Annotated in this window: 20 protein-coding genes; 13 read left to right on the top strand and 7 right to left on the bottom strand. The window is 53.8% G+C overall.

All coding sequences use genetic code 11. From position 1 onward, the window contains the following. Positions 1-115: 115 nt before the first annotated feature. Positions 116-1,486, bottom strand: a complete 1,371-nt coding sequence (locus PO881_RS19855) for an amidohydrolase (RefSeq protein WP_280173145.1) — start codon at positions 1,484-1,486, stop codon at positions 116-118. Between the two features lie 106 nt (positions 1,487-1,592). Then, positions 1,593-10,055 (bottom strand): glucoamylase family protein, encoded by an 8,463-nt coding sequence (locus tag PO881_RS19850; protein WP_280173144.1) that lies wholly within the window; start codon positions 10,053-10,055, stop codon positions 1,593-1,595. A 405-nt stretch (positions 10,056-10,460) separates the two neighbouring features. On the opposite strand from PO881_RS19850, the gene PO881_RS19845 reads away from it, so the two are divergent. After that, positions 10,461-10,622 (top strand): YnfU family zinc-binding protein, encoded by a 162-nt coding sequence (locus PO881_RS19845; RefSeq protein WP_280173143.1) that lies wholly within the window; start codon positions 10,461-10,463, stop codon positions 10,620-10,622. A gap of 4 nt (positions 10,623-10,626) precedes the next feature. Beyond that, positions 10,627-10,872: a hypothetical protein gene (locus tag PO881_RS19840; RefSeq protein ID WP_101761527.1), complete on the top strand. Its 246-nt coding sequence runs from the start codon at positions 10,627-10,629 to the stop codon at positions 10,870-10,872. A 17-nt stretch (positions 10,873-10,889) separates the two neighbouring features. Here PO881_RS19840 and PO881_RS19835 read toward each other — a convergent pair whose 3' ends face one another. Then, positions 10,890-11,162: a hypothetical protein gene (locus PO881_RS19835; RefSeq protein ID WP_280173142.1), complete on the bottom strand. Its 273-nt coding sequence runs from the start codon at positions 11,160-11,162 to the stop codon at positions 10,890-10,892. A gap of 195 nt (positions 11,163-11,357) precedes the next feature. On the opposite strand from PO881_RS19835, the gene PO881_RS19830 reads away from it, so the two are divergent. Both PO881_RS19830 and clcA read left to right on the top strand, forming a co-directional pair. Beyond that, positions 11,358-11,834, top strand: coding sequence for a ferritin-like domain-containing protein (locus PO881_RS19830; RefSeq protein ID WP_101761525.1), 477 nt, complete (start codon positions 11,358-11,360; stop codon positions 11,832-11,834). A gap of 166 nt (positions 11,835-12,000) precedes the next feature. Beyond that, positions 12,001-13,383 (top strand): H(+)/Cl(-) exchange transporter ClcA, encoded by a 1,383-nt coding sequence (clcA, locus tag PO881_RS19825; RefSeq protein WP_192413031.1) that lies wholly within the window; start codon positions 12,001-12,003, stop codon positions 13,381-13,383. Positions 13,384-13,491: 108 nt separating this feature from the next. Here clcA and ampR read toward each other — a convergent pair whose 3' ends face one another. Continuing rightward, positions 13,492-14,376, bottom strand: a complete 885-nt coding sequence (gene ampR, locus PO881_RS19820) for a LysR family transcriptional regulator AmpR (RefSeq protein ID WP_280173141.1) — start codon at positions 14,374-14,376, stop codon at positions 13,492-13,494. Between the two features lie 116 nt (positions 14,377-14,492). Here ampR and blaPSZ point away from each other — a divergent pair, with 116 nt between their 5' ends. Both blaPSZ and PO881_RS19810 read left to right on the top strand, forming a co-directional pair. After that, positions 14,493-15,626, top strand: coding sequence for a PSZ family class C beta-lactamase (gene blaPSZ, locus PO881_RS19815; protein WP_280173319.1), 1,134 nt, complete (start codon positions 14,493-14,495; stop codon positions 15,624-15,626). Between the two features lie 65 nt (positions 15,627-15,691). Beyond that, complete coding sequence (locus tag PO881_RS19810) at positions 15,692-15,832, top strand: hypothetical protein (RefSeq protein WP_167391175.1); 141 nt, start codon at positions 15,692-15,694, stop codon at positions 15,830-15,832. On the opposite strand, the gene PO881_RS19805 is transcribed toward PO881_RS19810, so the two are convergent. Further along, a complete protein-coding gene (locus PO881_RS19805; RefSeq protein WP_280173140.1) occupies positions 15,819-16,931 on the bottom strand; it encodes an MFS transporter in 1,113 nt (370 codons plus the stop codon). The two genes, PO881_RS19810 and PO881_RS19805, sit on opposite strands and share 14 nt — an antisense overlap. Then, complete coding sequence (locus tag PO881_RS19800; protein WP_137387367.1) at positions 16,928-17,470, bottom strand: TetR/AcrR family transcriptional regulator; 543 nt, start codon at positions 17,468-17,470, stop codon at positions 16,928-16,930. The genes PO881_RS19805 and PO881_RS19800 overlap by 4 nt, the downstream gene beginning before the upstream one ends. Before the next feature lie 175 nt (positions 17,471-17,645). On the opposite strand from PO881_RS19800, the gene PO881_RS19795 reads away from it, so the two are divergent. From PO881_RS19795 to PO881_RS19770, 6 genes are all read left to right on the top strand, one after another. Further along, complete coding sequence (locus PO881_RS19795; protein ID WP_192413021.1) at positions 17,646-18,272, top strand: response regulator; 627 nt, start codon at positions 17,646-17,648, stop codon at positions 18,270-18,272. Positions 18,273-18,301: 29 nt separating this feature from the next. Continuing rightward, on the top strand, positions 18,302-18,682 hold the full coding sequence (locus PO881_RS19790) for an Hpt domain-containing protein (protein ID WP_280173139.1): 381 nt from the start codon (positions 18,302-18,304) through the stop codon (positions 18,680-18,682). A gap of 301 nt (positions 18,683-18,983) precedes the next feature. After that, complete coding sequence (locus PO881_RS19785; protein WP_110866986.1) at positions 18,984-19,487, top strand: fimbrial protein; 504 nt, start codon at positions 18,984-18,986, stop codon at positions 19,485-19,487. Positions 19,488-19,535: 48 nt separating this feature from the next. Next, on the top strand, positions 19,536-20,240 hold the full coding sequence (locus PO881_RS19780) for a fimbria/pilus periplasmic chaperone (RefSeq protein WP_210080349.1): 705 nt from the start codon (positions 19,536-19,538) through the stop codon (positions 20,238-20,240). Between the two features lie 62 nt (positions 20,241-20,302). Beyond that, on the top strand, positions 20,303-22,846 hold the full coding sequence (locus PO881_RS19775) for a fimbria/pilus outer membrane usher protein (RefSeq protein WP_280173138.1): 2,544 nt from the start codon (positions 20,303-20,305) through the stop codon (positions 22,844-22,846). A 113-nt stretch (positions 22,847-22,959) separates the two neighbouring features. Next, positions 22,960-23,253 (top strand): hypothetical protein, encoded by a 294-nt coding sequence (locus tag PO881_RS19770; protein ID WP_280173137.1) that lies wholly within the window; start codon positions 22,960-22,962, stop codon positions 23,251-23,253. Between the two features lie 143 nt (positions 23,254-23,396). Here the strand turns inward: PO881_RS19770 and PO881_RS19765 are convergent, their stop codons facing one another. Beyond that, positions 23,397-24,530: a fimbrial protein gene (locus PO881_RS19765; protein WP_280173136.1), complete on the bottom strand. Its 1,134-nt coding sequence runs from the start codon at positions 24,528-24,530 to the stop codon at positions 23,397-23,399. Between the two features lie 499 nt (positions 24,531-25,029). Here PO881_RS19765 and PO881_RS19760 point away from each other — a divergent pair, with 499 nt between their 5' ends. After that, positions 25,030-25,659 carry a response regulator transcription factor gene (locus PO881_RS19760; RefSeq protein WP_280173135.1) on the top strand — a complete coding sequence of 210 codons (630 nt, stop codon included), beginning with the start codon at positions 25,030-25,032 and terminating at the stop codon, positions 25,657-25,659. The last annotated feature ends 2 nt before the right edge of the window (positions 25,660-25,661 follow it).

Below are 25,661 nucleotides of genomic sequence, written 5' to 3'. Positions count from 1 at the left end.
CGTATCAGCTTGATGAGATGAATAAACTGCCGCTGTTGGAGCAGCAACTGCACCCCGCAGGTGCAAGTGAGGATTTTCCCCGTAGGGTGCGCATTGATGCGCACCAGGTCGATATTTAAACCTTTTTCAGGCTGCCAAACGTCTGTTTGCCGTTAAAGAACGTCGCCATCACCGGCGCGATGTGCGCAACAGCTTCCGCAGAGCAACTGGCGTTAACCAGCATCATGGTGGCGTGGTCCTGCGCTTTCGGCCATTGCTGTTCGCCGTGGCTATTCAGCGGCAACACCTCGTTGGTGGCGATACCTAACGCGCGACTCAGTGAATACTCATCCGGCCCACGATAGAGCTGCGAATAGACGTTGGCTTTCTCCAGCATGCTGCCGCTGCCAAAGGGCTGCCAGTGATCGGCGATGGTGTCGGTGCCCGACCACACCGGCACGCCAGCGGCGCGCAACTGCGGCAGCGGCATGATTACGCGACCAATCGGTACGGTGGTGGCGATACTAAACTGCTGCTCTTTCAGTTCCTCAATCATCGCCGTCAGTTCGTTACCCTGTAACGTCCCCAGGGCAAAGGCGTGGCTGAGGGTGACTTTGCCTTTCAGCTGCGGATTGCCGCGCACCGTTTTCAGCATGTAGCGGATCGCCGCCACACCGTGCGGTTCGGTTTCGTGCAGATGAATGTCGATCGGTGCGGCGAAGTCGAGCGCGATGCTGAACAGGGTATCCAGTGACTTCTCCATCGCGCCGTCAACGTTGGTTGGGTCCAGTCCGCCGACGTAGTGCGCGCCCATCTTCATCGCTTCGCGCATCATGCTTTCAACGTGCGAACGCAATAATCCGTGCTGTGGGAAGGCGACAATGTCGGCATGAAAATCATCGCGATGGCTGGCAATCGCCTGCTGCAGATGCTCCAGACCGTGTAATTTGCTGACCGGATCGATGTTGCAATGGCTGCGTGCAGAACTGCTGCCTTTGGATTGCAGCAGGCCAATCAGTTTCCCGGCACGGATTTCAGAAGTCGGCAGCAGTTCGGGCAGGATCTGATCTTCCTGATGGATCATATCGATCACGCTGTGGCGCGGCAGCGGGGCGCGCCAGCTTTCGCCGTAGAAAGTTTTATCGAGATGGATATGCATGTCGCGCGTGGCGGGCAGCAGCAGATAACCTGCGGCGTCCCACGTTGGCAGATTAAGGCTGACGCCCGAAGGATGAACGGCGGCAATCTTGCCAGCATTCACCTCAACATCATACAAACCGGTTTGCGTGGCGGTGATGACATCCTGTTTGCGGATAAAGGCTTCTTCCAGGCGCACATTGCGCAGCAAAAAATGCGTGGCATCAACGCGGCTGGCATTGGCTGGTTGGCAGGTTTCAGCCGCATTAAGGCTGCGGCTCATGCCCACGCTGAGCAAGGTGCCTGCGGCGGTGAGTTTCATGCCGGCGGAGAGAAAATCCCGGCGATTGCCGGGTGATAAGAGGCTCATGAATTATTCTCCTTGTAGGGAAGAATAACCCTAAAATAGCCGCTGGCAGGGCGCTGCGATATTTTCCACTGCTGGCTATGGTGAAAACTAATGACCGCAGTGATTGCTACTCAGCGAGATGAATTCGTACCTGATGATTCCCGACGTCGCAGCTGAGTGTGATGGCATCATCGGCACTCAGCACATCATCCAGCCACAGCTGATAAGCGCCAGGCGTGCGCAGCATCTCAATTTCATAGCGCGCGGCCCCTTCGTGATAAATCACCTTCGCGCCCGGCCATGCTTTGGGCAGACGCGGACGCAGCCGCAATGTATCGCCGTGGCGCGTGATGCCGAGCAGGCTTTCGATGATCAGCTGATAAGTCCAACCCGCCGATCCGGTGTACCACGTCCAGCCGCCGCGACCTTCATGGTTCTCGGCGCTGTAGACATCCGCCGCCATCACATAAGGTTCGACTTTGTAAGTTGCAACAGCGGCAGCATCAAGGCTGTGATTGATCGGATTGATCAGCGCCAGCAACGCCCATGCGCGCTCGACCTGGCCCATCTCGGCGAACGCCATAATTGCCCACAGCGCGCCGTGCGTGTATTGCCCACCGTTTTCACGGATGCCAGGCAGATAACCGCGAATGTATCCCGGATTGGGGCCTGCGCCATTGAACGGCGGCGTCAGCAGTTTAATCAGGCCGTTATCGCTATCCACCAATTGCTGATCGAGCGCCTGCATTGCCGAGGCGCATTTTTCGTGATCGCCAGCCGCAGACAGCACCGACCAACTCTGCGCGATTGCATCAATGCGACATTCGGCGTTGCGCTGTGAACCCAGGGTTTCACCGTTATCGAAGTAGCCACGCAGGAACCATTCACCATCCCAGGCGAGCTGATTGAGCGCCGTTTTCAGCTTCTCCGCCTGTTGTTCGCACAAGCTGGCGGCTTCCGGCTGATCGATACGTGTGGAGAGCGCGGCAAAGCGCGTGAGCACGCTGTAGAGGAAAAAGCCGAGCCAGACGCTTTCACCTTTACCGGCAATACCCACTTCGCTCATGCCGTCATTCCAGTCGCCGGAACCCATCAGCGGCAAACCATGCTCACCAAACCTCAGACCATGCTGAATGGCACGCAAGCCATGCTGCCACAGGTTTTCCTGCAGCTGACTGACGTTCGGCAGGCTGTAAACTGACTCTTCTTCGGCGGTGAGCAGTGGCGCTTCAAGATAGCTAATCGGCTGTTCTAACAGCGCAAGATCCTCCGTAGCGGTGATGTAGTGGCAGAGTGCAAAGGGCAGCCAGAGATAATCATCTGAGCAGCGGGTGCGCACGCCGCGTCCGGCAGGCGGATGCCACCAATGCTGCACATCGCCCTCGAGGAACTGGCGGGAAGCGCACAGCACCAGCTGATCGCGCAGTAAGTTGGGCGCGGCGTGGGTGAGCGACAACGTATCCTGCAGTTGATCGCGGAAGCCAAACGCGCCACCGGACTGATAATAACCGCTGCGCGCCAGCAAACGACTGGCCAGCGTTTGGTACAGCAGCCAGTTATTCGCCAGAAGATTCACCGCTGTATCGGGCGTTTGCACCTCGACTTTGTTTAACAGATTGCGCCATTGCTGCTGCACTTTCGCCAGTTCGGCTTCCGCCTGTTCGCTGGGAAGAAATTGCTGCATCAGCGTCAATGCCGCTGCGGTATCTTCCGCCGCGCCTAACACGAACACCAGCGTGCGCGTATCGCCGTCAATCAAGGTGGTCAGCGTTTGCAGAGTGGCGCAGGGATCGAGTCCCGCGCCGGTGTTACCCGACAAGCCTCGCGCTTGCATCATCGCTGGCTTACGCGTCGAGCCATTGCGGCCCAGGCACTCAAGGCGATTACCGCTGAAAGCAATCTGATTGCCGGATGCGGCGAAGAAGGCGGTGCGCATCGATCCGCTGCTGGTATAGGGATTTACCGCCAGAATGGCGCTGCCATCCGCCACTATCGCCGAAGAAGTTTGTACATGGCGGGCAGATTGGCTCACCAGCTCACCCAGCACCCATTCGACGTAGCCGGTGATCGACAAATGACGGGTTTTGCCAGACAGATTACTGAGCTGAATCAGGGTGATTTTCACCGCCTGCTCGCCAGCCACGAAAGTGGTGAGCGTGCTGCTAATGCCTTGCTCCTGATGCATAAAGCGGCTGTAACCCATGCCGTGCTGCGTCAGATAATCTCCGGCGCCGCGCATCGGCAGCGGCATAGGTGACCAGACATCGCCGCTCTCCTCATCGCGCAGATAAAAGGCTTCGCCCGATGTATCGCTCACCGGATCGTTGTGCCACGGCGTCAGGCGATATTCATGCGCATTTTCATACCATGTGTAGGCCTGACCACTTTCTGAGATCACGCTACCAAACTGTTTATTTGCCAGCACATTGCACCAGGGCGCGGGCGTCTGCTGATGTGGGGACAACAAAATGTGATATTCACTGCCATCGGCGCAGTAGCCGCCGGTGCCATTGAACAACTGCACGCTTTCCGGCGCAGCGAGGCGGGCGGGCGCAGCAAAGGCCTGTTTATGCGCCAGGAAGCGGCAAGGCGGCGCCACCGGCTGCGGTTTTACCAGCACCGTCAGCTGGTCGGCCAAACTGCCGTTGCGGCCTTCCAGCACCACGGCAGCTACGCTGAGTAGCAGCGTGACATCTTCGGGCGCAAAGTGCTCGCTTTGGCGCAGGAAGATGCCGCCAGGCTTATCGGTCAGCATCTGCATCTCGCCTGATGAAATCATTTTGATTAGCTGATTTTGCAACAGCTGCTGATAGCCGATTTGCTCGCCGTTGAGGATCACCAAATCTGCCGTCAATCCTTTCTGGCGCCAATATTGATGCGCTTTAATCAGATTGCTCACCAGGCTGAGCTGGGTACCGTTTTCGATGCGCACCAGCACAATCGGTAAGTCGCCAGACAGCGAATGTCGCCACAGCGACGATTGTCCCAGGCGATTCTGCTGCAGACGCTGGCTGTCGCCGCGCATTTCAGGGCTGGCAAAAATTACCGCGCTGGCGAGCTGGTTATACAAACTGGCATCTTCAGCGAGGATGTTCAGCTGACGCAGCGCCACCTGACTGTGCGAGGCCGCCATTTCAAATACCCGATTGGCGTAGACATTGTTGCGATACTTCTCAATCAAGCCAAGGCAGACATCACGCTGCGTGGTGACGCCATACACCAGATCGAGGGTGACGGATTTACCCGCTTTGATGGCGATTTTCTGGCGAATCGACAGCAGCGGATCGAGCACCGCACCGGCGCTGCCGCTGAGTACGCCATCGGCTGCCATCGCCTGCGGATCGGCGGCAGTTCTGCCGCGACCAATAAACTGCGCGCGGTCGGTTTCATAATGCGTATCGCGCTCGCTGGTGCCGTGAATCAGCAGGGCGTGGAACATCCACAGCGGCTCGGTTTTCTCATCGCGCGGGCGGCGATGCGCCAAAATCGCTTCCAGTTCAGTGACGATTTCGGTTTGCACAAACAGGTTGCTGAACGCCGGATGCGCCATATCGCTGGCGGCAGAAGCCAGCACCACTTCCGCATAGCTGGTGATGTCTATTTCACGCAGCTGGCGTGAATGGTTGGTCAGGACGATGCGGCGGATTTCCACATCATCTTCTGGCGACACCACCACCTGGGTGCGGGTGCTGAGCGTTTCCATGCGCGATTCAAACTCCGCGCCGGCGTCGGTAAAGCGCGCAATGTGCTGCGGGCGCACATCACCGCTGGGCTGGAACGTCGGGCTAATCAGCTCGCCGGATTGGCGATCGCGGATGTAGCAGAAGATACCGTGCTGATTGCTGGTGCCATCGGCGCACCAGCGGGTTAACGCCAATCCTTTCCACTGGCTATACCCGGTGCCGGATTGCGTCACCATCACATGATAATTGGCATTCGACAGCAGCTGGATTTGCGGCAGATGCGCCGCCGAGCCGCTGAACTCGCGCAGTTCGGGCGTATCTGAACGCGGTTTGATCTCGCTGGTGTCAACGAACTGCCGACGCGGGGTATACAGCTCAATGTCATCCGGCACGCGCTCCTGCAGCAGCAAGTAGGAAGACTGGAAGCGCGCACTCGACATAAACCGCGCCACCATCGGCGCTTCATGCAGCAGGTGCGAAATCGCCAGAAAACCCATGCCCTGGTGATGCGCCATGTAAGTTTTCACCGCGACAAATTGCTGGCCGCGCGCCAGGCGCTGCGCGGTGAAATCGAGCGCCTCGTAAAAACCGTATTTGCCGCAGGCACCCATTTTCTTCAGTCGCATCAGGTTGTCAGTGGCCTGATGCGGCAGCACCATCAGCGCCAACAGCGAGGCGTAGGGCGCAACCACATGATCATCGTTGAGGCCACGCTTCAGCCCTAACTCTGGCGTACCAAAGGCTTTGTATTGATAGTTTTGGCTGTCATCGAACGCGGCGTAAGCCGACTCGGAGACGCCCCACGGAATCTGCGCGGCATCACCGGACGCGATCTGCTGCTTCACCGCCGACAGTGCCATTTTTTCCAGCAGCGTATCCGGGTAAACCGGCATCACCAGATGCGGCATCAGGTACTCAAACATCGAGCCGCTCCACGACATCACCGCCGGTTTGTTATCCAGTTGGGTGAACAAACGGCCCAGCACGAACCAGCTTTTTACCGGCAGCTGATTAGCAGAGATGGCGTAGTAGTGCGTCAGGCGCACTTCGGACGGGAAGAGATCGTAATGGCCTTTATCGAGCGCGCCGCTGTCAAGATTGTAACCCACGCTGAGCAGCGCGGTTTTTTCGACATAGAGAAAGCGGAAATCCATTTTTGCATGATCTTCCAGCCGTCCTTCCAGCTCCAGCAAGGTCGCCATGCGTTCACGCGCGGCCCACATCACAGACGCCGCGAGCTGAGAGTTGAGGCCGGGGCGATGAAGTTCCAACTCACTCAGCCACAGCAGAGAAGGTAAGGCGGCAGGCAGATCATCATCCGATGTGATCCAGCTGAAAAACAGCGTCCACTCCTGCTGCAAATCGCTGAGCTGGTGGATAAACCGTTCGAACCATTTCACCTGCAACGGCGGCAGCTGCATCTGCGCCAGCAGAATTTCACTCTGCGCGATCAGCGACGAGAGATGACTGGCAATCGCAACGGGCGCGGCCTGTTGCAGCGCATCAAACTGCGCGGTTAACTCATCCCAGCGATCGTTACGCTCTGTGCCCATCTGCGCTTTCGCCAGCAGCAAGGTGTCATGCAGACCGGCCATGATCACTGGCAAGGCGAGCACCGGCAGATGCTTCCACTGCGCAAGCCCGGCCTGCAGGGTGGCGAGGTGCGCGGCGAGATTGCCGCTATCGACGGTGGAGACGTAGCGCGGATTTAATGGCTTCAGCGTGTAAGTGTCATACCAGTTGTAGAGATGTCCACGAAAATGCTCCATGCGATCGAGGCTATCCAGCGCGGCGAGCGAACGGGCTATCACCGGTTTCTGCGTAATGTAGCCAAAATCCCATGCGGTTAAATTGGCCAGCAGCGACAGGCCGATATTGGTTGGCGAGGTGCGATGCGCCACCACCGGCTGCAACACTTCCTGAAAGTTATCCGGTGGCAAGTGGTTATGTTCGGCGGTGACGAAATCTTCAAACCAAGCCCAGGTGTGACGCGCGGTGTGGCGCAAAAACTGTTGCTGCTCAGCGGAGAGCTTTTTCTGGAGCGAATGGGCCGGTTTACTCAACTGCCACAACAGCCACGGCGTGATTAGCCACAGCAGCGAGATCGGCAACGCCAGCGCAATCAATTCAGGATTAACCAGCGCGGTTAAAAGTGACAGTGCAACGCCAGCTGCTGGGTTAAACCACATCGCCTGATAAAAATGGCGCAGTGACGGCGTGGGCGATGAACTGCCCGCCGAGGCGCTTTTCCATTCATGGAGAAACTGCCCGCTCACGTTGAGTCGCCACAGCGTGACGATAATCGCCTTCAGCGACCAGTAGCTTTCATGCGGTAGTGTCGCCAGCGTCAGTCCCGCGCGGCTCAGGCGCATTAACGCATCCAAAGACAGGATAGAGAGATGATGCTGCCAGGCGCGCGTCTTGCTTTTGCGCATGCCTTCCATGCTCAAAGCTAAGGCGCTGGGCAACAGCAGGAACAGCGCAATGCAGCCGAGCCAAAACGGCGGATTCGCCACCCAACTAAATGCCAGAAACATCAGCAGCAGCAAGGCGGGCGCAATCAGGCTGCGACGCAGGTTGTCGAACAATTTCCAGCGCGACAGTGCACTGAGCGGATTGGCCTGATAGCCGCCATCCTCCAGACGCACGCGCAGTTTTAGCCAGTTCAGCAGCTGCCAGTCACCGCGTACCCAGCGAAAACGCCGCGCGACATCGCTGAGATAGTTATCCGGGTAGTGTTCGTACAGCACCACATTGCTGACCACGCCAGAACGCGCATAACAGCCTTCCAGCAGATCGTGGCTGAGCACCAGATTTTCCGGGCAGGTATTACGCGTCGCGCGGGTAAAGGCCGCCACATCGTAAATGCCTTTGCCGACAAACGAACCTTCGCCAAACAGATCCTGATAGATATCGGAAGACATCGATGAATACGCATCGTTGCCCGGCACGCTGCTGGAGAGACGCGCGTAGCGGCCCTGGCCAAAGGGCGGAATCTCCTCCGCCAGACGGGGCTGCAGAATGGCATAACCTTCCACCACGCGATTCAGGCTGTCATCAAACACCGGCGCATTGAGCGGATGCGCCATAATGCCAATCAGCTTGTGCGCGGTTTCTCGCGGCAGAATGGTGTCGCTATCGAGGGTAATGACGTATTTCACCGTGCGCATTTGCGCCTGGCTGGCGCCGACGATGACGTTAAACATCTCCGCTTCGCCCTGCAGCCAGCGATTGAGCGCATGCAGTTTGCCGCGCTTACGCTCATAACCCATCCACACGCCCTGCGAAGGGTTTAGCATACGGTTGCGATGCAGCAGAGAAAAAAGCCCATCATTGTGCGACTTGCTGCTGTAACGGCGGTTGAGCGCCTGAATTTTCAGCACCGCATAACCGATGATTTCAGCATCATCGTCATCGTGTTCGGCCGCGCTGTCGGTGAAATCGGCCAGCAGCATAAAGCTGATGTTGTCGAGCGCGTTACCGAGATAGCTGGTTTCCAGCGACCTCAGCAGCGCATCGGTGCCATGTTTGCTGCTGATTAAACAGGGGATCACCACCAGCGTGCGATCGCCATCCGGTACCGCCCGCTCGTAATCAAGTCGCGGAAGCGGTACCGGATGGCGGGTGCGGGTTGTCACTTCGCTGAGCAGCTGCAGGGCGAGCTGGCTGCTGATTAAAATTACCGCCGGCACCAGTAACAGCCACAGCACCACCGACATCGCGGATTGATGAGTGAAAAACAGCGCTTCGGCGCTGAAAGCGGTGGTCAATAACGTCAGGCTGCCCAGCCAGGAGAGCAGCGGCGTTTGGCTGAGATGATGGCGCGCCTGATTAAGCCAGGAACGGCGCGGCTTTAGCTGTTGCTCAAGCTGCGCACGCCCTTTATCCAGCAGGAAGTAACCAATATGCTGTTGGCGCGCTGGCAATGCGGCCTGACGGCTCAGCGCCAAAACCTGATTAGCAACGTTTAGCTCGTCGAATTCGCTCTGGCGAGCCAGCTCTTCAACCACATGCCGATATTGATCGCGGCTGTCAAAATGCATCTGCGGATAAATTCCGGCGGGATCCTGCGCCAACACCTGCTCGACCAGGCTCAGCGACTCCACCAAATCCTGCCAGTTGATTTCGCCAAGCTGGCGCAATCCGGCAATGCTGTTGCTGACTGAGAGCTGACTCAGTGCCAGCTGGCGGTTGAATTGTTCAATCACATCCGCAGTATTACGCCCGGTGTTCAGCAGGTGTTGCTCCACCCACGTTAGCGCCAGCGAGTGATTCTGCCCATTCAGTTTACGCGCCAGTTCGGCGACAAACGCGCCGGAAAGCTGATCGTTTTTGTGCGCCATATCGGCGATCACCTGAATCACGCGAGTGGCGTCCCTGGCGGAGTGATGAACGATCTCATTAATCCACGCTTCGGCCTGGCTGCGCTCCTGATGAATCTCAGCAACACCTTGCGCAATACGTGCGAGGTTATCGAGCAGCGCAAAGCGCAGCATAGCGGGAAGCGCCCAGAGTTCACCCATCAGCAGCGGCGTCACGCGTTGATAAGCATGAATAAAGGTCGCCAACACTGCTGACTCTAAGCGGCCATCACTGTGGCTGATCATCTCATCCGCGATCGCCTGAATGCGCAAAGAGTGCGCGGGGTCTTTCAGCGCAGGTAAACCCTGACCAAATTTGGTGGGCAACAGATGGCGCACCATCCGAATTTGCTCTTCGATAATATAAAAATTATCCAGCAACCATTCGCCAGCCGGTGTCAAATTACGCTTCTCACCGGTACTTAATATTTCAGCGCTTTTTATCAGCGCCTGTTCGTTTTCCGTCAGCCGCTGCAATAATTTATAGCTTTTTTTGGCGTCGGAAAGATGATGCGTTTTTGCCAGACGCTCGCCATATATTTCCATTTGCCGCTCGGAAAAAACATCTGGCCGGTTCGCCTGATAAACACCGCTGTGATGTAAAAACTCAAAACTACTGCGTGCCGTTGCTGGAAGCGCACTACTGCTAATGAATGGCCCGGTGGGAAATTTATTTTTCATAATGGCGTCGCAAAAAATCCAATGGATTATAAAAGTCAGCACTATCAACAGGAAAGTTGACGGTATAAGAGAGGGCGAGGGAAATATTTGTCTGTTTTGAGTATAGTGCCAAATCGATCTTACGGTTGGTTTATAAAATAAAAGTTAATTTAAAACATTTAACTGAACGTAATGATGGGGTTGAGGATCTTTAACGTTGTTGTCAAGTGTGAGTGGCAATGAAAATAATCAGGTGTGTTAGAATCAGTTAACGGAAAAAGGAAATAAATTATGAGCTGGTTAAATCAATTTTTAGAAAGCTTATCACGCCGGGAAGTCAAAACTCAGTGTCCAGTCTGTAAAAAGTTTTGCCCACAATCTTCCTTAAAGCAAGCGCGCGGACAGGCTATGTTGTGCCCGCACTGTAAATCACTGTTTATTGCCAAGGAGTAAGCGAATGCGCCATATTCTTGAATGGATTGATGTAAACGAACAAGCGCCCGGCTACAAGCAGGAGTGCATCGTGCAATTTGAAAATGGTGAGGTGCAGGGCGGCTGGCTTTATGGCGGGCAATCGCGCAGCGGCGAGCATATTTTCCTTGAAGCGCATGCGGAATATGAAACCAGCATGGAGGTGAATTTCTGGATGTCATTGCCGCCAGCGCAACCGGACCAACTCGCTGCGTTTCATTCGCCGATATGAAAGAGCACAAGATAATATTATCGCTCATATTCGATAAATGACCGTTGCGCTTCAGCCTGATCGACAAACTGAAAAGCGTAAGGATGTATCAGTTGTTCATCACAATACCAGCAGTCATTAATGCGTTTAAAAACGTCACCCTGATGAAAGGGTTGAACTTTATCCAGACGCATAACGGCATATTTGCCATTGTTGAAGGTAACTTCATACAGAGAAATTAATCCGAGCGGCATTAATCTGCGTTCGTGAATAATTTCGCCGTTGAGCTCTGGCGGGCCTGGCTTTTTCATTATGTTCTCTCCGATTGACCTGGTTTAAGTCTGGCAATGATTTAAACAATGCGGTGAGTTTATTTTCAGGCTTCGCTTGTGAATTATTTATTGTCCGCCAGGATTAAGTCAGGCTTATGTGCCGGCGTAATTCCTTATTCACTCTCGCCCACGTTTTTACCTACCTGATATTCTATTCTACTAAAAGGCCATATTATGACGATTAAAACACTGCAAGATCTGTTTGTGCATGATCTTTCTGATATTTACAGCGCAGAAAAACAGATCACCAAAGCGTTACCAAAAATGATTCGCGCAGCCTCTGATCCTAATCTGGTTGCGGCTTTTAAACAGCATCTCGAAGAAACGCGCGGACAAATTGAACGTATTGATCAACTGGTTGAGCTCACGGATGGCGTGCAGATCAAACGAATGAAATGCCATGCGCTGGAAGGTCTGGCCGAAGAGGCGCAGGAAATTATCGATGAAGTAGAAAAAGGGCCGGTTTGCGATGCTGGACTGATCGGTGCCGCACAGAAAGTTGAGCACTATGAGATCGCCACCTACGGCACCTTGCGCGCCTTAGCCCTGAAGCTGGATTATCAGGATGCCGCCAGGTTACTGGGTGAAACGCTGGAAGAAGAAAAAGCCACTGATGAAAAACTGACGCTGATTGCTGAAGAGCAGGATTAATTCCCCGTAGAAGAGGTTGATGCATCGGCTAAAAATGCCCAACCTCTTCGATCCTGAAAAATCCGCTTGCGAATTCCTGGGTTAAAAATCACTTCATTCTCAGTATGCTAATCCCTCTTTTTTCAAACTAACGTTTGAACACTGTTCTGAATACAGAGGGATTTGCATGTCTGCTCATCATCACTCCGCAGAGCCCAAAACGATTTTACGTGCTGGGCGCTTCTTATTGATGCAGAAACTATTACGCCGCGACAAAACGCCCGTTGCACTATTACTGCTGGCTGCGCTGGTCGGTGTGCTAACCGGTTTGGTTGGCGTAGCCTTTGATAAAGCGGTGAATTTTGTGGTGCAGACGCGATTGAGCTGGCTCGCGGATGCCGGTGACAATCTGCTGGTGAAAATAATCGGTGCGTTTTTCCTTTCGGCATTACTAGGCGCTATTGGCTATTTCCTGGTGCGACGTTACGCGCCAGAAGCGGGCGGATCGGGTATTCCTGAAATCGAAGGCGCGCTGGAAGAGCTCCGACCGGTGCGCTGGTGGCGCGTACTACCAGTGAAATTCATTGGTGGTATGGGCGCATTAGGTTCAGGCATGGTGTTGGGTCGCGAAGGGCCAACCGTGCAGTTGGGTGGCAATATCGGCGGCATGTGTGTCGATCTGTTCCGCGTTAAATCTTCTGAATCTCGCCACACGCTGCTGGCAACCGGCGCTGCCGCGGGTTTATCGGCCGCCTTCAATGCGCCGCTGGCGGGCATCCTGTTTATTATTGAAGAGATGCGTCCGCAGTTTCGTTACAGCCTGATTTCCATCAAAGCGGTGTTTGTCGGCGTTATCGTCTCCAGCATTGTTTTCCGCGTATGTAATGGTAACGAGGCGATCATCAATATTGGTCAGTTGCAGGATGCGCCAACTAATACGCTGTGGCTTTATCTGGTATTAGGCGTGTTATTCGGTGGCTGCGGCGTGGCATTTAATCGCTTCATTTTCCTCGCGCAGGATCAGTTTCAGCGTTTGCACCAAGGTCGCGTGGCACCTTGGGTGATGTGGGGAAGCTTACTGGCTGGCGCGTGCGGCGTGATTGGCCTGGTGCTGCCACAAGCCATCAACGGCGGGATTGCCCTGATCCCCGATTTCTCCAGCGGTAGCTATAGCGCGCTAGCCTTGTTTCTGCTCTTCGCACTGCGCACGCTCATCACTGTCTGCTGTTTCTCCTCCGGCGCGCCAGGCGGTATTTTCGCCCCGATGCTGACGCTAGGCACGCTGCTCGGCACCTGCTTCGGCCAGCTCTGCATGCAATGGCTGCCGGGTTTACATCTGGAGCCGGCAACCTTTGCCGTGGCCGGAATGGGCGCGCTGTTTGCGGCGTCGGTGCGCGCGCCGCTGACCGGCATTGTGCTGGTGCTGGAGATGACCAACAATTATCAGCTGATTTTGCCGATGATCATTACCTGTCTCGGCGCAACGCTGGCCGCGCAATTCTTCGGCGGCAAACCGCTGTACTCCGCACTTCTTGCACGCACGCTGGCGAAGGCGAAACAGATAGCGTAAGGCCTGGCTTACGTGCGGGCGCTGACACATCTGCTGCGGCGCGAGGACCACCGGACCAAAAGTGACTCCGGCCTGCGCATTCGCGCTATAAATCACGTGTTCGTTTAATTAGTGCGCACCGGGCAAAAAGGTATTCATCAACCAGCCAGAAAACGCGGTCATCGCGGAGCTTTCGGGCCGCGATTGCAACCGCGTTAACCAATAGCCGCCGAGATCGATTTCAGCGGCGAAAGGGCGCACCAGCTTCTCACTTTGCAGCAGGTGATTGAAAATCCTCACCGGTGCCAGCGCAATCCCCGCACCTAACAACGCCGCTTCAATCATCGTCAGCGACGAATCAAAAATCATCACCGGATGCGCAGGCGATGGCGCATGTTCGTTTATGCTTTGCAGCCATTGGCTCCACTCATCACGGCGGAACGAGCGTAGCAGGGTAAATTTGTGCACGTCTGCAGGCTGTTGTAGCTGCCGGGCAATGGCCGGATTACACAGCGGTGATAACGGCGCAGGACAAATACACTGCGCCTCGGTGCCGTGCCAGGCGCCGCTACCAAAGCGAATGGTGTAATCGTGGCCTTCGGCAGCCGGATCGACGCGATTGTTGTGGGTGGAGAGTTGCAGCTCAATGTGCGGATAACGGCGGTTAAAATCCTCTAAGCGCGGCAACAGCAAGCCGGTGGCAAAGCTTCCCACCACACCAACTTTCAATTTTTCGCGCATTTGACCGGATGAGAAACGATCCAGCGTATCGGCAATCCGATCGAATGAGTCGTTGAGCACGGGCAACAGGCTTTCGCCTTCTGTGGTCAGCATCAAACCGCGCGAGACCCGCACAAACAGCTGGCAACCGAGCTGCTGTTCCAGCGATTTTACCTGCTGGCTCACGGCTGCATGGGTTACGTGCAGCTCAATCGCCGCATTAGTAAAACTTAGGTGACGAGCAGCGGCTTCAAAGGCTCTAAGCGCGTTCAGGGGAATATAGGGTCGTGTCATGCGCCAACCTGTAAGATTTTCTATTGTCTGACGCTAAAATTAACAGTTTGTTGCACCCTGTCAAATTGGTCAAACTGCCTGCGGAACAACAACCCGGAAGGTTAACTACAGTGAAATTGATTTCTCAAACATTGATAGCAACAGCGCTGACCTCGGCGTGCTCCATGGCGTTTGCCACCACGGCAGATGTGCAAGCAACCGTTGATCGGGCGATCAAACCGCTAATGCAGCAGCAATCGATTCCCGGCATGGCGGTAGCGGTGGTGATTAAAGGCCAGCCTCACTATTTCACCTGGGGCATGGCGGATGTCAAACAGCAGCGCCCGGTCACCCAAGACACGCTGTTTGAGCTGGGTTCGGTGAGTAAAACCTTCACCGGCGTGCTGAGTGGCGTTGCGGTGAATAAAGGAGAGATCGCGCTGAGCGATGCTGCCAGCAAATATTGGCCGGCACTGAACACGCCGCAGTGGCGCGACATCACGCTGCTGCAGCTGGCGACTTACACCGCTGGCGGCTTGCCGCTGCAGGTGCCCGATGCCGTGACCGAAGAAAAGGCGCTGGCGAACTTCTATCAACAGTGGCAACCGCAGTGGGCGCCGGGCAACACGCGTCAATATGCCAACAGCAGCATCGGCTTATTTGGCTGGCTGGCGACGAAACCCAGCGGGCTGACTTTTGAACAGGCAATGCAGCAGCGCGTATTCACGCCATTGCAGCTCAAGCACACCTTTATAACCGTGCCTGACGCCGCGAAAAATGCTTACGCATGGGGCTACCGCGAAGGCAAACCGGTGCGCGTGTCGCCGGGCATGCTGGATGCTGAAGCCTATGGCGTGAAGTCGTCGATTAAAGATATGGCGCGCTGGATGCAGGCCAATATGGATCCGCAGCAGGTTAACGATAAGCCGCTGCAGCAGGCGCTGGATTTCGCGCAAACGCGTTTCTATCGCACCGATGCGCTCTATCAAGGTTTGGGGTGGGAGATGCTGGATTGGCCCGCTCAGGCGGAGATGGCGGTGAAGGGCGCGGATAACAAGGTGGCGCTTGGGCCGCAGCCGGTGCGGGATGCCGAATCACATCCGCGTGTCAGCGCGTCGTGGGTGCATAAGACCGGCGCAACCGGTGGGTTCGGTGCTTATGTCGCCTTCATCCCGGAGAAGCAGGTCGGCATTGTGATATTGGCGAACAAAAATTATCCCAATACCGAGCGGGTTAAAGTCGCGATGCAGATTCTGAAAGCGTTGCAGTAAGCGTATGGGGCGAACGCCTCGCCCCATCAACTACACTTAATGGGTGATCAACAAAGGAGCTTCAGATGAGCAATCACCCTAAAGATAAACGCGACGTGAATGATGAAAAGCATCCCGCCAAGGACAATCCCAGCGAACACGGTGAGATCCCCAGAACGCGCGATGACAGTGAAGACGACAAAAAAGATCCGTTTAACGACGAATAACAAACATCATTAGCAACGGCAGCGCGGCAAACAGCGTTAATGCGGTTGGCGCGCCTGCCAGCATAAAGAGTTGTCCAAACAGCAGTGATCCCATCACCTGACCCGCCGCCAACATAACGAACAAGATGCCTACGCCAACGGCGGGGGCATTGTTGGTTGCTTCTGCGCCCCACACCAGCAACACGCCCGAGAGCGTAACATACGCCGCGCCACCCAGCGCCACGGCGGGAAACAGCCAGGCTGAATAGTGATGGCTGAACGCCAGTAGCAATAAGGGCACGGCAAGGCAGCATTGCGACAGCCAATAAACCCGCTTCATCCCCATCCATTTCGCCATCGGGCCGGTGAGCGCGCCGATAATGCCTGCTGCGCCAGCGATGAGCCACAACAGGCTAACCATGCGGTCGCTGACGTGAATGTGATGCAGCAGATCCGGGCCGAAGCTCCACCAAGCCGCGCTGGCGACGCCGCTGAACAGTGCAATGAAGATAAGGCGCTGCAGCGAACGCTGCCGCAGGTGGCTTAACCAGGATTCACGTTGAGCGTTTTCACTGTGATTGGGTAGCAGGCGCCAAATCGGCACCAGGCAGATCATCGCCAGCGCGGCAAAAACCGCACAGGCGATGCGCCAGCCGCCGGGCAGCCAGTACAAAATTGGCACTGACAACATAATGCCCATGCTGGTTCCGGCATTGATAACCGTGTTCATCTGCGGCTGTTGCTCAGCCTCAATACGCTGGCTGACGGCGCTCGCTAACGCAGGCGAGGCGAGACCGGCGCTCATACCGGCGATAAACAATCCCACGCCCAGCATCCACGGCGATACCGCGCTCGCGATGATCAACAAACCCAACGCGGCACACAGCGCGGCAATCGCAGCTGGAAATCGCGGCCCGGCGCGGGCGGTCATCATCGGCGCGATCAACACCGCCACACAGTAAGCGGCAAAGCTACAGGCCGAAAGCACGCCAGAAACGCGCCGGGTAAAGGGGATGTCGTGCATCACCTCGGGCATCATCAAGCCCCAGGCGAAACGCGCCATACCGTAGGTCACCGCGATAAGTGCAAATCCGGTGATGCCGAGCGCCGTACCCTTCATGTCTGTTCACTGAACGCGATAAGCTGCAGCGCGGCGTTTTTACCGGCTTCGCACGCCTGCGCCGCGCCGATGATCAGCGCGGAAGTCAGCACACCTTCAAACAGCAGCCAAACCGCATCCGCTAGCGCGACATGCTGCTTGCCGAGCGCCTGTTGAATGGCGCGTGCAATGTAATCGCGCATCTTGTGGCGGTAAGCCAGCGCCTGTTCAGCTAGCGCGGCATCTTCTCCGGCGTATTCGCCCCATGCCTTGAGAAACAAGCAGCCATTATTGCCATATTGCTGCATCCAGTCGGCCATCGCATCGAACATGTGGCTGACCGCTTGTGGATGGTCCGGCGATTGCAACGCGGCGAAGAAACGATCTTGTCGCGCCTCCAGCACCGCGGCCGTTAGCGCTTCACGCGAGGGGAAATAGCGATACAAGGTGCGCGTCGAGACATTCGCCTCGCTGCAAATGCGATCGGTGCTGATGGCGTGAAAGCCGTTGAGATAGAACAGCCGCTCAGCGGCATTGATGATATCGAGTTTCTTTTTCATCCTTAAAAAGTAAACCGATCGTTTTACTTTTGCAAATTTGGCTTGTCATCCATTTCGCCCATTTTGTAGGACATTTCCCCGGAATTGGGAATATCGCACCGCTTATCTGATTGTTTTATTGGTAAGTTATTTTAAACTACATGGAACAACTCCTGTCGTCGTAGAAGAGGTGAAGATGGCGAGTATTTTGATAATTGATGATCATCCAGTCGCACGTCTTGCGGTTCGTTTTTTACTGGAAAAAGATGGGCATACGGTGGTAGCCGAAGCGGAAGAGGGCCACCAGGCGTTGAAAATGATCAACGAACATCATCCCGATCTCATCGTGCTTGACCTCGATATTCCTGGACTAAGCGGCATTGAGCTGATCGTGAAATTGCGCGCAGCGGAATATCGCGGTGGCATTCTGGTGTTAACCGCTCGCGATGATGACCACTATTTGAGTCGCTGTATGAGCACCGGGGCCGATGGTTTTGTCGGTAAGCGTAATAATCTGGAAGAGCTGGGTGATGCGGTGCGCGCCGTGATGCGCGGTTACGGCTACTTCCCACTGAAGCGCCGCGATAATAAGGGCACCAATAAAATGCCCGAAGCGGAAGTGGATGCGATTAAAAATCTCTCAAGCCGCGAATTTCAGGTTCTGCAGCATCTGGCGCGCGGTATGAAAGTGATCGATATCTCTGAGATCATGCACATCAGCAATAAAACTGTCAGTACTTACAAAACCCGCATCCTGACCAAACTGGCGCTGAATTCTACACTCGAATTAATCGATTTCGCGCGTCGTCATCATCTCGATTAGTGTGCTGCGTTGCACAGAAAGAGGCTCTCTTGGCTAAATCTGCAAAATCCTTAGATTCACTACTTAGCCTGGAGCGCCTGCGCACGTTAACTGGCCACGATGAATCCCTGCTTTACGCCATGCTTGCCATGACACTAAAAAGTAATTCCACGGATTTAAACGTAGCTGCAGCGCTTTATGCCCGCGCGGATTGGGGTGAACTCGCCAAAAGCGTGCACCGTATTGCCGGAGCCGCGCAGATCATCGGCGCTCGTCGCGCTGAACATGCCTGTCGCCAGTTAGAAACAGCCTGCCTGCAATATCTCCCTGACAACATCCTCTTAGCCAATCTGTGGTCGGAAGTCTCTTCAACAGTTGAAGAGATCAATGCCAGTATTGCTGATTACCTCGAGCAGCATTCTGCTCAATAAATCCTGACGCCCGCATCAATGCTTACATTGGACTACAGCGGCCTACAAAATGGACTACAAGAATTACAGCCTATCTTGACAAATGTAGGCCTCCGCTCTGATACCTGACATCCCCTGTAAACCGTAATCTTTACGCCATCAGACGGACACCTTCCCTTAAGCAACACCAGGTCTTCTTAAGGGTACTCAGTCTGAGGACCGGAGCGATTAGCCTCCACGTAAAAACGACAAACAGGGAATCATTCTCGTGAGCAAAACTACTCAATCTATTTTCGCTGCTTCCGCTTTGGCTCTGCTGGTGATGAGCGCGTCGTCTCAGGCATCAGACGGTACCATCACCTTTAATGGTGAACTGACTGCCAGTACCTGTGACGTTATCGTTGACGGCCAGGGGGCAGATGCCACTATCCAGCTGCCAATAGTATCAACTGCCGACCTGAAAGCCGCGTCTAAGGTTGCGGGTCGTACCGGCTTCAACATGGCGCTGAATAACTGTAGCGGCACGTTGAAAACGGCATCAGCCTTCTTCGAAGCGGGTGCAACAGTGGACACCGTAACCGGTCGTCTGAAAAATACGGTCACGGCCCCCAACGGTGGTGCAACCAACGTTAGCCTGCAGTTGCTGGATGGGGACAACTCGAACGTGATTCAGGCGGGCAACCAGAATCAAATCACAAACAATTCCTTCGTCGACGTAGCCTCCGGAAGTGGAACGCTGAGCTATGCCGTGCAGTATTACGCCGAAAATGCCACCACCCCGGGTTTGGTATCAAGCAACGTCGTTTACTCAATTATGTATAAGTAGTCATCGTCAGGTGGGAGAAATCCCACCTTTCTTTCTCAGGATTTCAACATGAACATCTCCCGTAACAAAACCCTGCCTTTTTTTGCTTTGCTTTGGGCAACTTTAATGAGTGGCCAGGCATTAGCCAGCATCGTCATTACCGGTACGCGCGTTATCTATCATCAGGATGACAAAGAAGTCTCCGTGCAACTGAAAAACGTGGGAGCTTCACCCGTGTTGATCCAAAGCTGGGTTGATAACGGAGATGCCAATGCGACACCTGAGAACATTCAAACGCCTTACATCATCACGCCACCGGTGAACCGTGTTGATGCAGGGAAAGGGCAGACTTTACGTTTGTCTTTAAGCAATTCTGGTGCGTTTGCACACGATCGTGAATCAGTGTCATGGCTAAACGTGCTGGAGATTCCGGCTAAAACCAAAGACAAGGCGGAACTTAATACCTTACAGATGGCGTTCCGCACCCGTATCAAACTGTTTTATCGTCCAGCAGGACTGAAGGGCGATGCGAATGAAGCGGTGAAATCGCTGAATTGGTCTGTGAGTAATGGCCAGCTGAAAGCCAGCAATCCAACGCCTTACAACGTCTCGCTAGTGACGGTTACGGTGAATGGACGCACGATTGACGGTGAAATGGTGCCGCCACTCTCCTCGTTGACTTTCAAAATCAGCGCCAGCGCAGGTGCCAACGTCAGCGGCGACTACGTTAACGATTTCGGGGCCGTTCAGCCTTTTACCGCTGCCATTAAATAACTTCTCTCTTGAATCTCTATCTCCTATAGCCGGCATGTCAGGACGTGCCGGAAGGCACGCTTATGACTTTTACCAGAGAATCTTCAATGCCACTGCGTTACACCTTATTAGCGAGCGCGGTGTTTACCGCGTTATTAAGTGGCGCAAATCAAGCCTTTGCCGCTGAAGAGGCGGAGTTTGACGCCAGTTTTTTACAGGTCAGCAAAGGGGGAGCCATTGATCTGGCGCGCTTTAACCAGGGCGCATCGGCTACACCGGGCACCTATCGCACGTTGGTGTACGTTAATGAACACTTGATTGCCAATCAGGATATCAACTTCCGCGAGATGGCAGATAAGCAAGTTCGCGCCTGCATACCTTCATCATTGCTGAAAAAGATCCCGTTTAATGCCTCGGCGCTGCCCGCGTCGGCTGCGGATCTGCTCACGAGTGAAAAGGATTGCAGCGATTTAACGTCTGTATTGCCGGACGCCAGCGTGAGCTACGACAGCAACCAGTTGCGTCTCGACATCTCCATTCCGCAAATCTATCTGAATAAGGTGCCACAGGATTACGTTGATCCAGCGTTATGGGATGAAGGGATCCCGGCCTTCATGTTGGGATACTCGACCAATGCCTACACCAGCCGCTCGGCGGGACAGGTGTATAAATCCTTCTTTGGCGGCGTGAACGCAGGGTTGAACATCGGCGGTTGGTACCTGCGTCACAACGGCAACTACAACTGGCAGCAACAAGGCGGCAGCGGTTATCAGTCGCTTAATACCTATGTGCAGCATGATGTAGTGCCATTGCGTGGACGCCTTGTCGTCGGGCAATCAAATACCAGCGGTGTGATTTTCGATACGCTGCCGTTCAGTGGCGTTCAACTGGCCAGCGACGAGCGCATGTTGCCGGAATCTCAGCGCGGCTATGCGCCGGAAATTCGCGGTATCGCGCGCACCAACGCACGCGTAACGGTTAGTCAGCAAGGTCAGGTGATTTATGAAACCACCGTGTCGCCGGGCGAGTTCCTAATCAACGATCTTTATCCTACCGGCTACGGTGGCGATCTCGAGGTAACGGTGATTGAAGCGGATGGCAGCAAAAGCAGTTTCCGCGTGCCTTATGCAGCGGTAGCGCAATTGCTGCGCCCAGGAACATCCCGCTATAACGTGACGGCGGGTAAATTGCGTGCCAACTACATTCGTGATGACGTCGCGCTCTATCAGGGCACTTGGCAATATGGCTTAACTAACAATGTTACCGGTTACGCAGGATTGCAGGCGAGCCAGAATTATTATGCGCTGCAAGGCGGAACGGCGTTAGGTACACCTCTGGGTGCTTTTGCTTTTGATATTACGCAGGCACGCACCCATCTGCGCAATGTTGATGAGCAGCAAGATGCCAGCATGACCGGGCAAAGTTACCGTATTAGCTACAGCAAAGCGGTGCCGGAAAGCGGCAGTAATCTGTCAATCGCTGCTTACCGCTTCTCAACGTCCGGTTATATGGATTTTATGACAGCGATGCAAAGCCGTGATGTGCTACAGCGTGGCGCTAGCCTGGATTCCGTATATCGTGCCAAAAATCGTTTCTCGGTCACCGCCGGACAAACGCTGCCGGATATATGGGGAAATGTCTACCTCAGTGGCTCGATGCAGGATTACTGGAATCGTGAAGGCAACCAGAAACAGTTCCAGCTTGGCTATAACAATCGCACTGGTTCCGTGTCATGGGGCATTTCCGTCAACCGTAGCTACAGCAGCTATGGCAGCTCGCAAAACAGTTACTTGCTGAGTTTCAGTATGCCGTTGGGTAGTGATAATCAACGCCATACGCCGCTATTACGCACTGAACTTTCACATGACAATGATGGGCGTTGGGGGCAACTCGCCTCGATCGCCGGTACGGCGGGAGATGATAACCAGTTCAGCTATGGCGCAACGGCGCGTCATGCTGCGGCAGGTGATGGCAGCAGCGGCTCGCTCAATGGACAATATCGCGCCAGTGCTACTAACCTCAGCGGTTCATTGAGTACGGGTAAAGGTTACCAGAGCGGTTCTGTGGGACTTAATGGTACGATCGTGGCACACAGCGGTGGTGTAACCTTGAGCCCGTACACCGGCGATACCTATGCACTGGTGGAAGCCAAAGGTGCGCAGGGCGCGAGCGTGTCGTCCTATCCGGGCGTGTTTGTCGATAACAGCGGATATGCGCTGGTACCTTATCTCAATCCCTATCAGATGAATGAGATCGTGGTGGATCCCAAAGGCACGTCAGCGGGCGTGGAGCTTGAGAACACCTCTTCACGCGTCGCACCTTATTCAGGTGCGGTGGTGAAAGTGAAATACAAGGCGCACCGTGGTCTGCCAATACTGATTTCCGCGAACTGGCAAGGCAAACCCTTACCGTTTGGCGCCGATGTGCTGGACAGCAAAGGCAAGCAGGTGGGTTCCGTGGGTCAGGCAGGACAGGCATACGCCTTGGTAGAACAAGAGCAGGGCAAATTGACGGTGCGCTGGGGTAACGATGCCAATCAATCGTGTCAGTTACCATACAAACGTATGCCTGAAGCAAAAAACAGCAAACCTGCACTGCAATCCTTTAATGCGGTTTGTGGTCGCTAAATGTCAAGTGCCTGGTGGAGCAACTCCGCCGGGCAGTTAAACATCTCTAAAAACTTTAGTTTTACTCAATCTGGCCGATTATTAAGATGTCATTCTTGATAAGAGGCCACAACATGACTTTCCGCAACGCCATCCTGTTTGCCTTTCTCTCCAGCTTATATTCAGCCAATGTGCCAGCTTCGGGCAGCACGCTTCATTTTCAGGGTTATTTAAAAGAAGAGACGTGCGAGATAACCTTGCAGCAAAAAAACGTTAAGACCCATTGTCCCAGAACCACTCAACCGCGTATTTCAGCAATTCACTCTGATGTCCGATTCAAGGCTTTGCCTGGTCATCAAGGCAGTATGAAGTTAGTGTGGATTGATAATACAAAGCAGAAAGGAATTATTACGACGACCTATCGTTGAGTATTGCAGGTGAATGGAACGCGATTGACTGCGACCTAACCAAAACGGTTGGTTTGCGTGTTTCCTACTAACATGATGGGATTCAGATATAAAAAAGGGAATAAGGTATACAACCTTATTCCCGCTCATTTAACAATGCTTAATCAGTAATAGCTTATATTGAAAATCACTTTACCATTTGCAACACCAGGCGAAACGGTGCCGCCTGTTTTGATATAGCGCGCGGAGAAAGGCAGTAAAACCGTCCCCACCGCGTTACTGGCCATATTTTTATCGAGCGTCTGGTTGAGATTGACCGGTGCAGGTGAAACCTTTCCGTCGGCAATTTGAATACCTATACCTTGTGCGGAATCAGCACTGTTGTCCAGACTCATAATGCCCTGAGCGGCGTCAATGACCCCATTACTCGGTGTGAATCTAATCTTGATACTGTTCGTCACCCAGGTTCCTGCGGCAAATCCGCTGCCAGTATGATACGTAGGCGGTGCGCTGGGATTGGAATAATTACCCTGAAATGCTGGGCAGTTAGTCAATCGAATATCAAATGGCACCCATGAGGTGGCATTGGCTTTGCCTGTACCAAACCAGCTATTGATTTCCCATTTGCCCATGTTGACGTTGACATCGGGTGTGGTGCAACTGGCGGCGATCACATTCAGACTGCCGGAGAAGTTAAGTCGATAGGGCGTATCAGGAATATTCACTACAGGCGTAACAGATCCGGTGGTTAATAAAACGGTTGGCAGCTGTGCACCATTAACTGTGCCTGCACTCATTGGGCCGGTCTTAATAAAATGAAGAGTAAATGAGTTACCATAATAAAAATGATAGGCTGTATTTCCCACCGGCGTCGTCCACTTTTTTACCGCTGAAGTGGTAATGGCTTGATTGGCGGTAGTACCGTCATTATTGACAATGGCGACACCTAGACCGGGAACACCTGTTTGAAATACTGCGCCCGCATAATTTCCAGTCCAGCCCGGAACTAATGCCGGTGCATTGGTCAGGCTAAGATACTGGTCAATACTGAACCCATTTGATGTTCCTTCAGGACGACAAACTAACCAAGGTTGTTTACCTGCACTGCCTATTACCTTAAGGGTATGCACTGTCGAGCCAACCGGAACGTCAGCGCCAACTGAAATATTCGCAACTGAAAGCGGAACAGTTAAATTTACCGGGCCAGAACCGGGATCATAATCACAGCGATCTGCCCAAGCCAATTGGCTTGTGGTATTAATCAGTAAAAATAATATAGCGACGATAATTTTCTTCATGACAAACTCGAATTCACGCGTTTAGTGGAATGTGCTAAAGGCAAAGTTAGGGATTGGACGTCATTTTAATAATTGTTTTACCGGCACTCCATCAGAGTGGAATCGCAATTATGTAAGGCATTTCGTACAAACAGCGTTAGCGAGATTTTTATCTACTTTGAAAAAATAGTGTTCTGCTCATTCACAGGTCACGCCTCTCATCCTTATGCACCGTTCTGCAACGGGCGTATCAGAAAAAAGCTATGCCACGACTCACATCCATCTTCCCGCTGGGTAAAAATTCTCTGAGTCCTACAATTTGGTAAAATGTGTTGTTAAGTTATATTGTTACAGCAGGACGAGTAGGATCGGATTGGCACAAAACTGCTGAAAAGCTCAGGGTCAGGAATAGGAAGCATAAGTAATTTCCTACAGACCATTCTGTTAAAACCGGATAGTGTAATCCGCCCTGGGAACTCATTGATAACCCGCTCAGCGTAGTCATCAGGATCTCATTTCTATGAAAAAAGTAATCATTGTTGATGACCATCCGGTTATCCGATTTGCCGTAAAAATGTTGCTGGAACGCAATGAGATGGAAGTGGTGGCCGAAACCAATAACGGTGTCGACGCTATTCAGAAAACACGGGAATGTTTGCCAGATTTAGTGCTGCTGGATATTGGGCTGCCAAAAATTGATGGTTTCCAGGTGCTGGAGCGGCTGCGCACCCTGAATTTGTCGCTAAAGATCTTAGTGCTGACATCGCAGTCCAGCAGCCATTTTGCCCAGCGCTGTAAACAAGCCGGTGCAGATGGCTTCGTCACCAAATCTGATGATATGAGCGAATTATTAGATGCCATCAAAATGGTGATGCGCGGATACAGTTTTTTTCCGCAATCAACCTATCAATCGTATGAGCAAACTGACAGCTATCATGATGACGACGGCTTGTTAGAGCAACTTTCCGATCGTGAATTGAGCGTGTTAGTTAGCATCGGTAAGGGCATGGGTAATAAACAGATTGGCGAACAATTGCTGCTGAGTGAAAAAACGATCAGCACTTATAAACATCGTCTAAAGCAGAAGCTCAATGCGCAGTCGCTGATCGAGCTAATCGATTTTGCCCGTCGTAACAACCTGATCAAATAGCC

This window comes from Pantoea sp. SS70 (assembly GCF_029866845.1).
Taxonomy (GTDB): Bacteria; Pseudomonadota; Gammaproteobacteria; order Enterobacterales; family Enterobacteriaceae; genus Pantoea; species Pantoea leporis.
The sequence above is the reverse complement of the archived record's forward strand: the minus strand, read 5'-3'. Positions and strand labels throughout refer to the sequence as shown.

Excerpts from the sequence above, each read along its gene's own strand:
- PO881_RS19855 (WP_280173145.1), bottom strand. The coding sequence starts at position 1,486 with ATGAGCCTCTTATCACCCGGCAATCGCCGGGATTTTCTCTCCGCCGGC.
- PO881_RS19850 (WP_280173144.1), bottom strand. The coding sequence starts at position 10,055 with ATGGAAATATATGGCGAGCGTCTGGCAAAAACGCATCATCTTTCCGAC.
- PO881_RS19845 (WP_280173143.1), top strand. The coding sequence starts at position 10,461 with ATGAGCTGGTTAAATCAATTTTTAGAAAGCTTATCACGCCGGGAAGTC.
- PO881_RS19840 (WP_101761527.1), top strand. The coding sequence starts at position 10,627 with ATGCGCCATATTCTTGAATGGATTGATGTAAACGAACAAGCGCCCGGC.
- PO881_RS19835 (WP_280173142.1), bottom strand. The coding sequence starts at position 11,162 with ATGAAAAAGCCAGGCCCGCCAGAGCTCAACGGCGAAATTATTCACGAA.
- PO881_RS19830 (WP_101761525.1), top strand. The coding sequence starts at position 11,358 with ATGACGATTAAAACACTGCAAGATCTGTTTGTGCATGATCTTTCTGAT.
- clcA (WP_192413031.1), top strand. The coding sequence starts at position 12,001 with ATGTCTGCTCATCATCACTCCGCAGAGCCCAAAACGATTTTACGTGCT.
- ampR (WP_280173141.1), bottom strand. The coding sequence starts at position 14,376 with ATGACACGACCCTATATTCCCCTGAACGCGCTTAGAGCCTTTGAAGCC.
- PO881_RS19810 (WP_167391175.1), top strand. The coding sequence starts at position 15,692 with ATGAGCAATCACCCTAAAGATAAACGCGACGTGAATGATGAAAAGCAT.
- PO881_RS19805 (WP_280173140.1), bottom strand. The coding sequence starts at position 16,931 with ATGAAGGGTACGGCGCTCGGCATCACCGGATTTGCACTTATCGCGGTG.
- PO881_RS19800 (WP_137387367.1), bottom strand. The coding sequence starts at position 17,470 with ATGAAAAAGAAACTCGATATCATCAATGCCGCTGAGCGGCTGTTCTAT.
- PO881_RS19795 (WP_192413021.1), top strand. The coding sequence starts at position 17,646 with ATGGCGAGTATTTTGATAATTGATGATCATCCAGTCGCACGTCTTGCG.
- PO881_RS19785 (WP_110866986.1), top strand. The coding sequence starts at position 18,984 with ATGAGCGCGTCGTCTCAGGCATCAGACGGTACCATCACCTTTAATGGT.
- PO881_RS19780 (WP_210080349.1), top strand. The coding sequence starts at position 19,536 with ATGAACATCTCCCGTAACAAAACCCTGCCTTTTTTTGCTTTGCTTTGG.
- PO881_RS19775 (WP_280173138.1), top strand. The coding sequence starts at position 20,303 with ATGACTTTTACCAGAGAATCTTCAATGCCACTGCGTTACACCTTATTA.
- PO881_RS19770 (WP_280173137.1), top strand. The coding sequence starts at position 22,960 with ATGACTTTCCGCAACGCCATCCTGTTTGCCTTTCTCTCCAGCTTATAT.
- PO881_RS19765 (WP_280173136.1), bottom strand. The coding sequence starts at position 24,530 with ATGAAGAAAATTATCGTCGCTATATTATTTTTACTGATTAATACCACA.
- PO881_RS19760 (WP_280173135.1), top strand. The coding sequence starts at position 25,030 with ATGAAAAAAGTAATCATTGTTGATGACCATCCGGTTATCCGATTTGCC.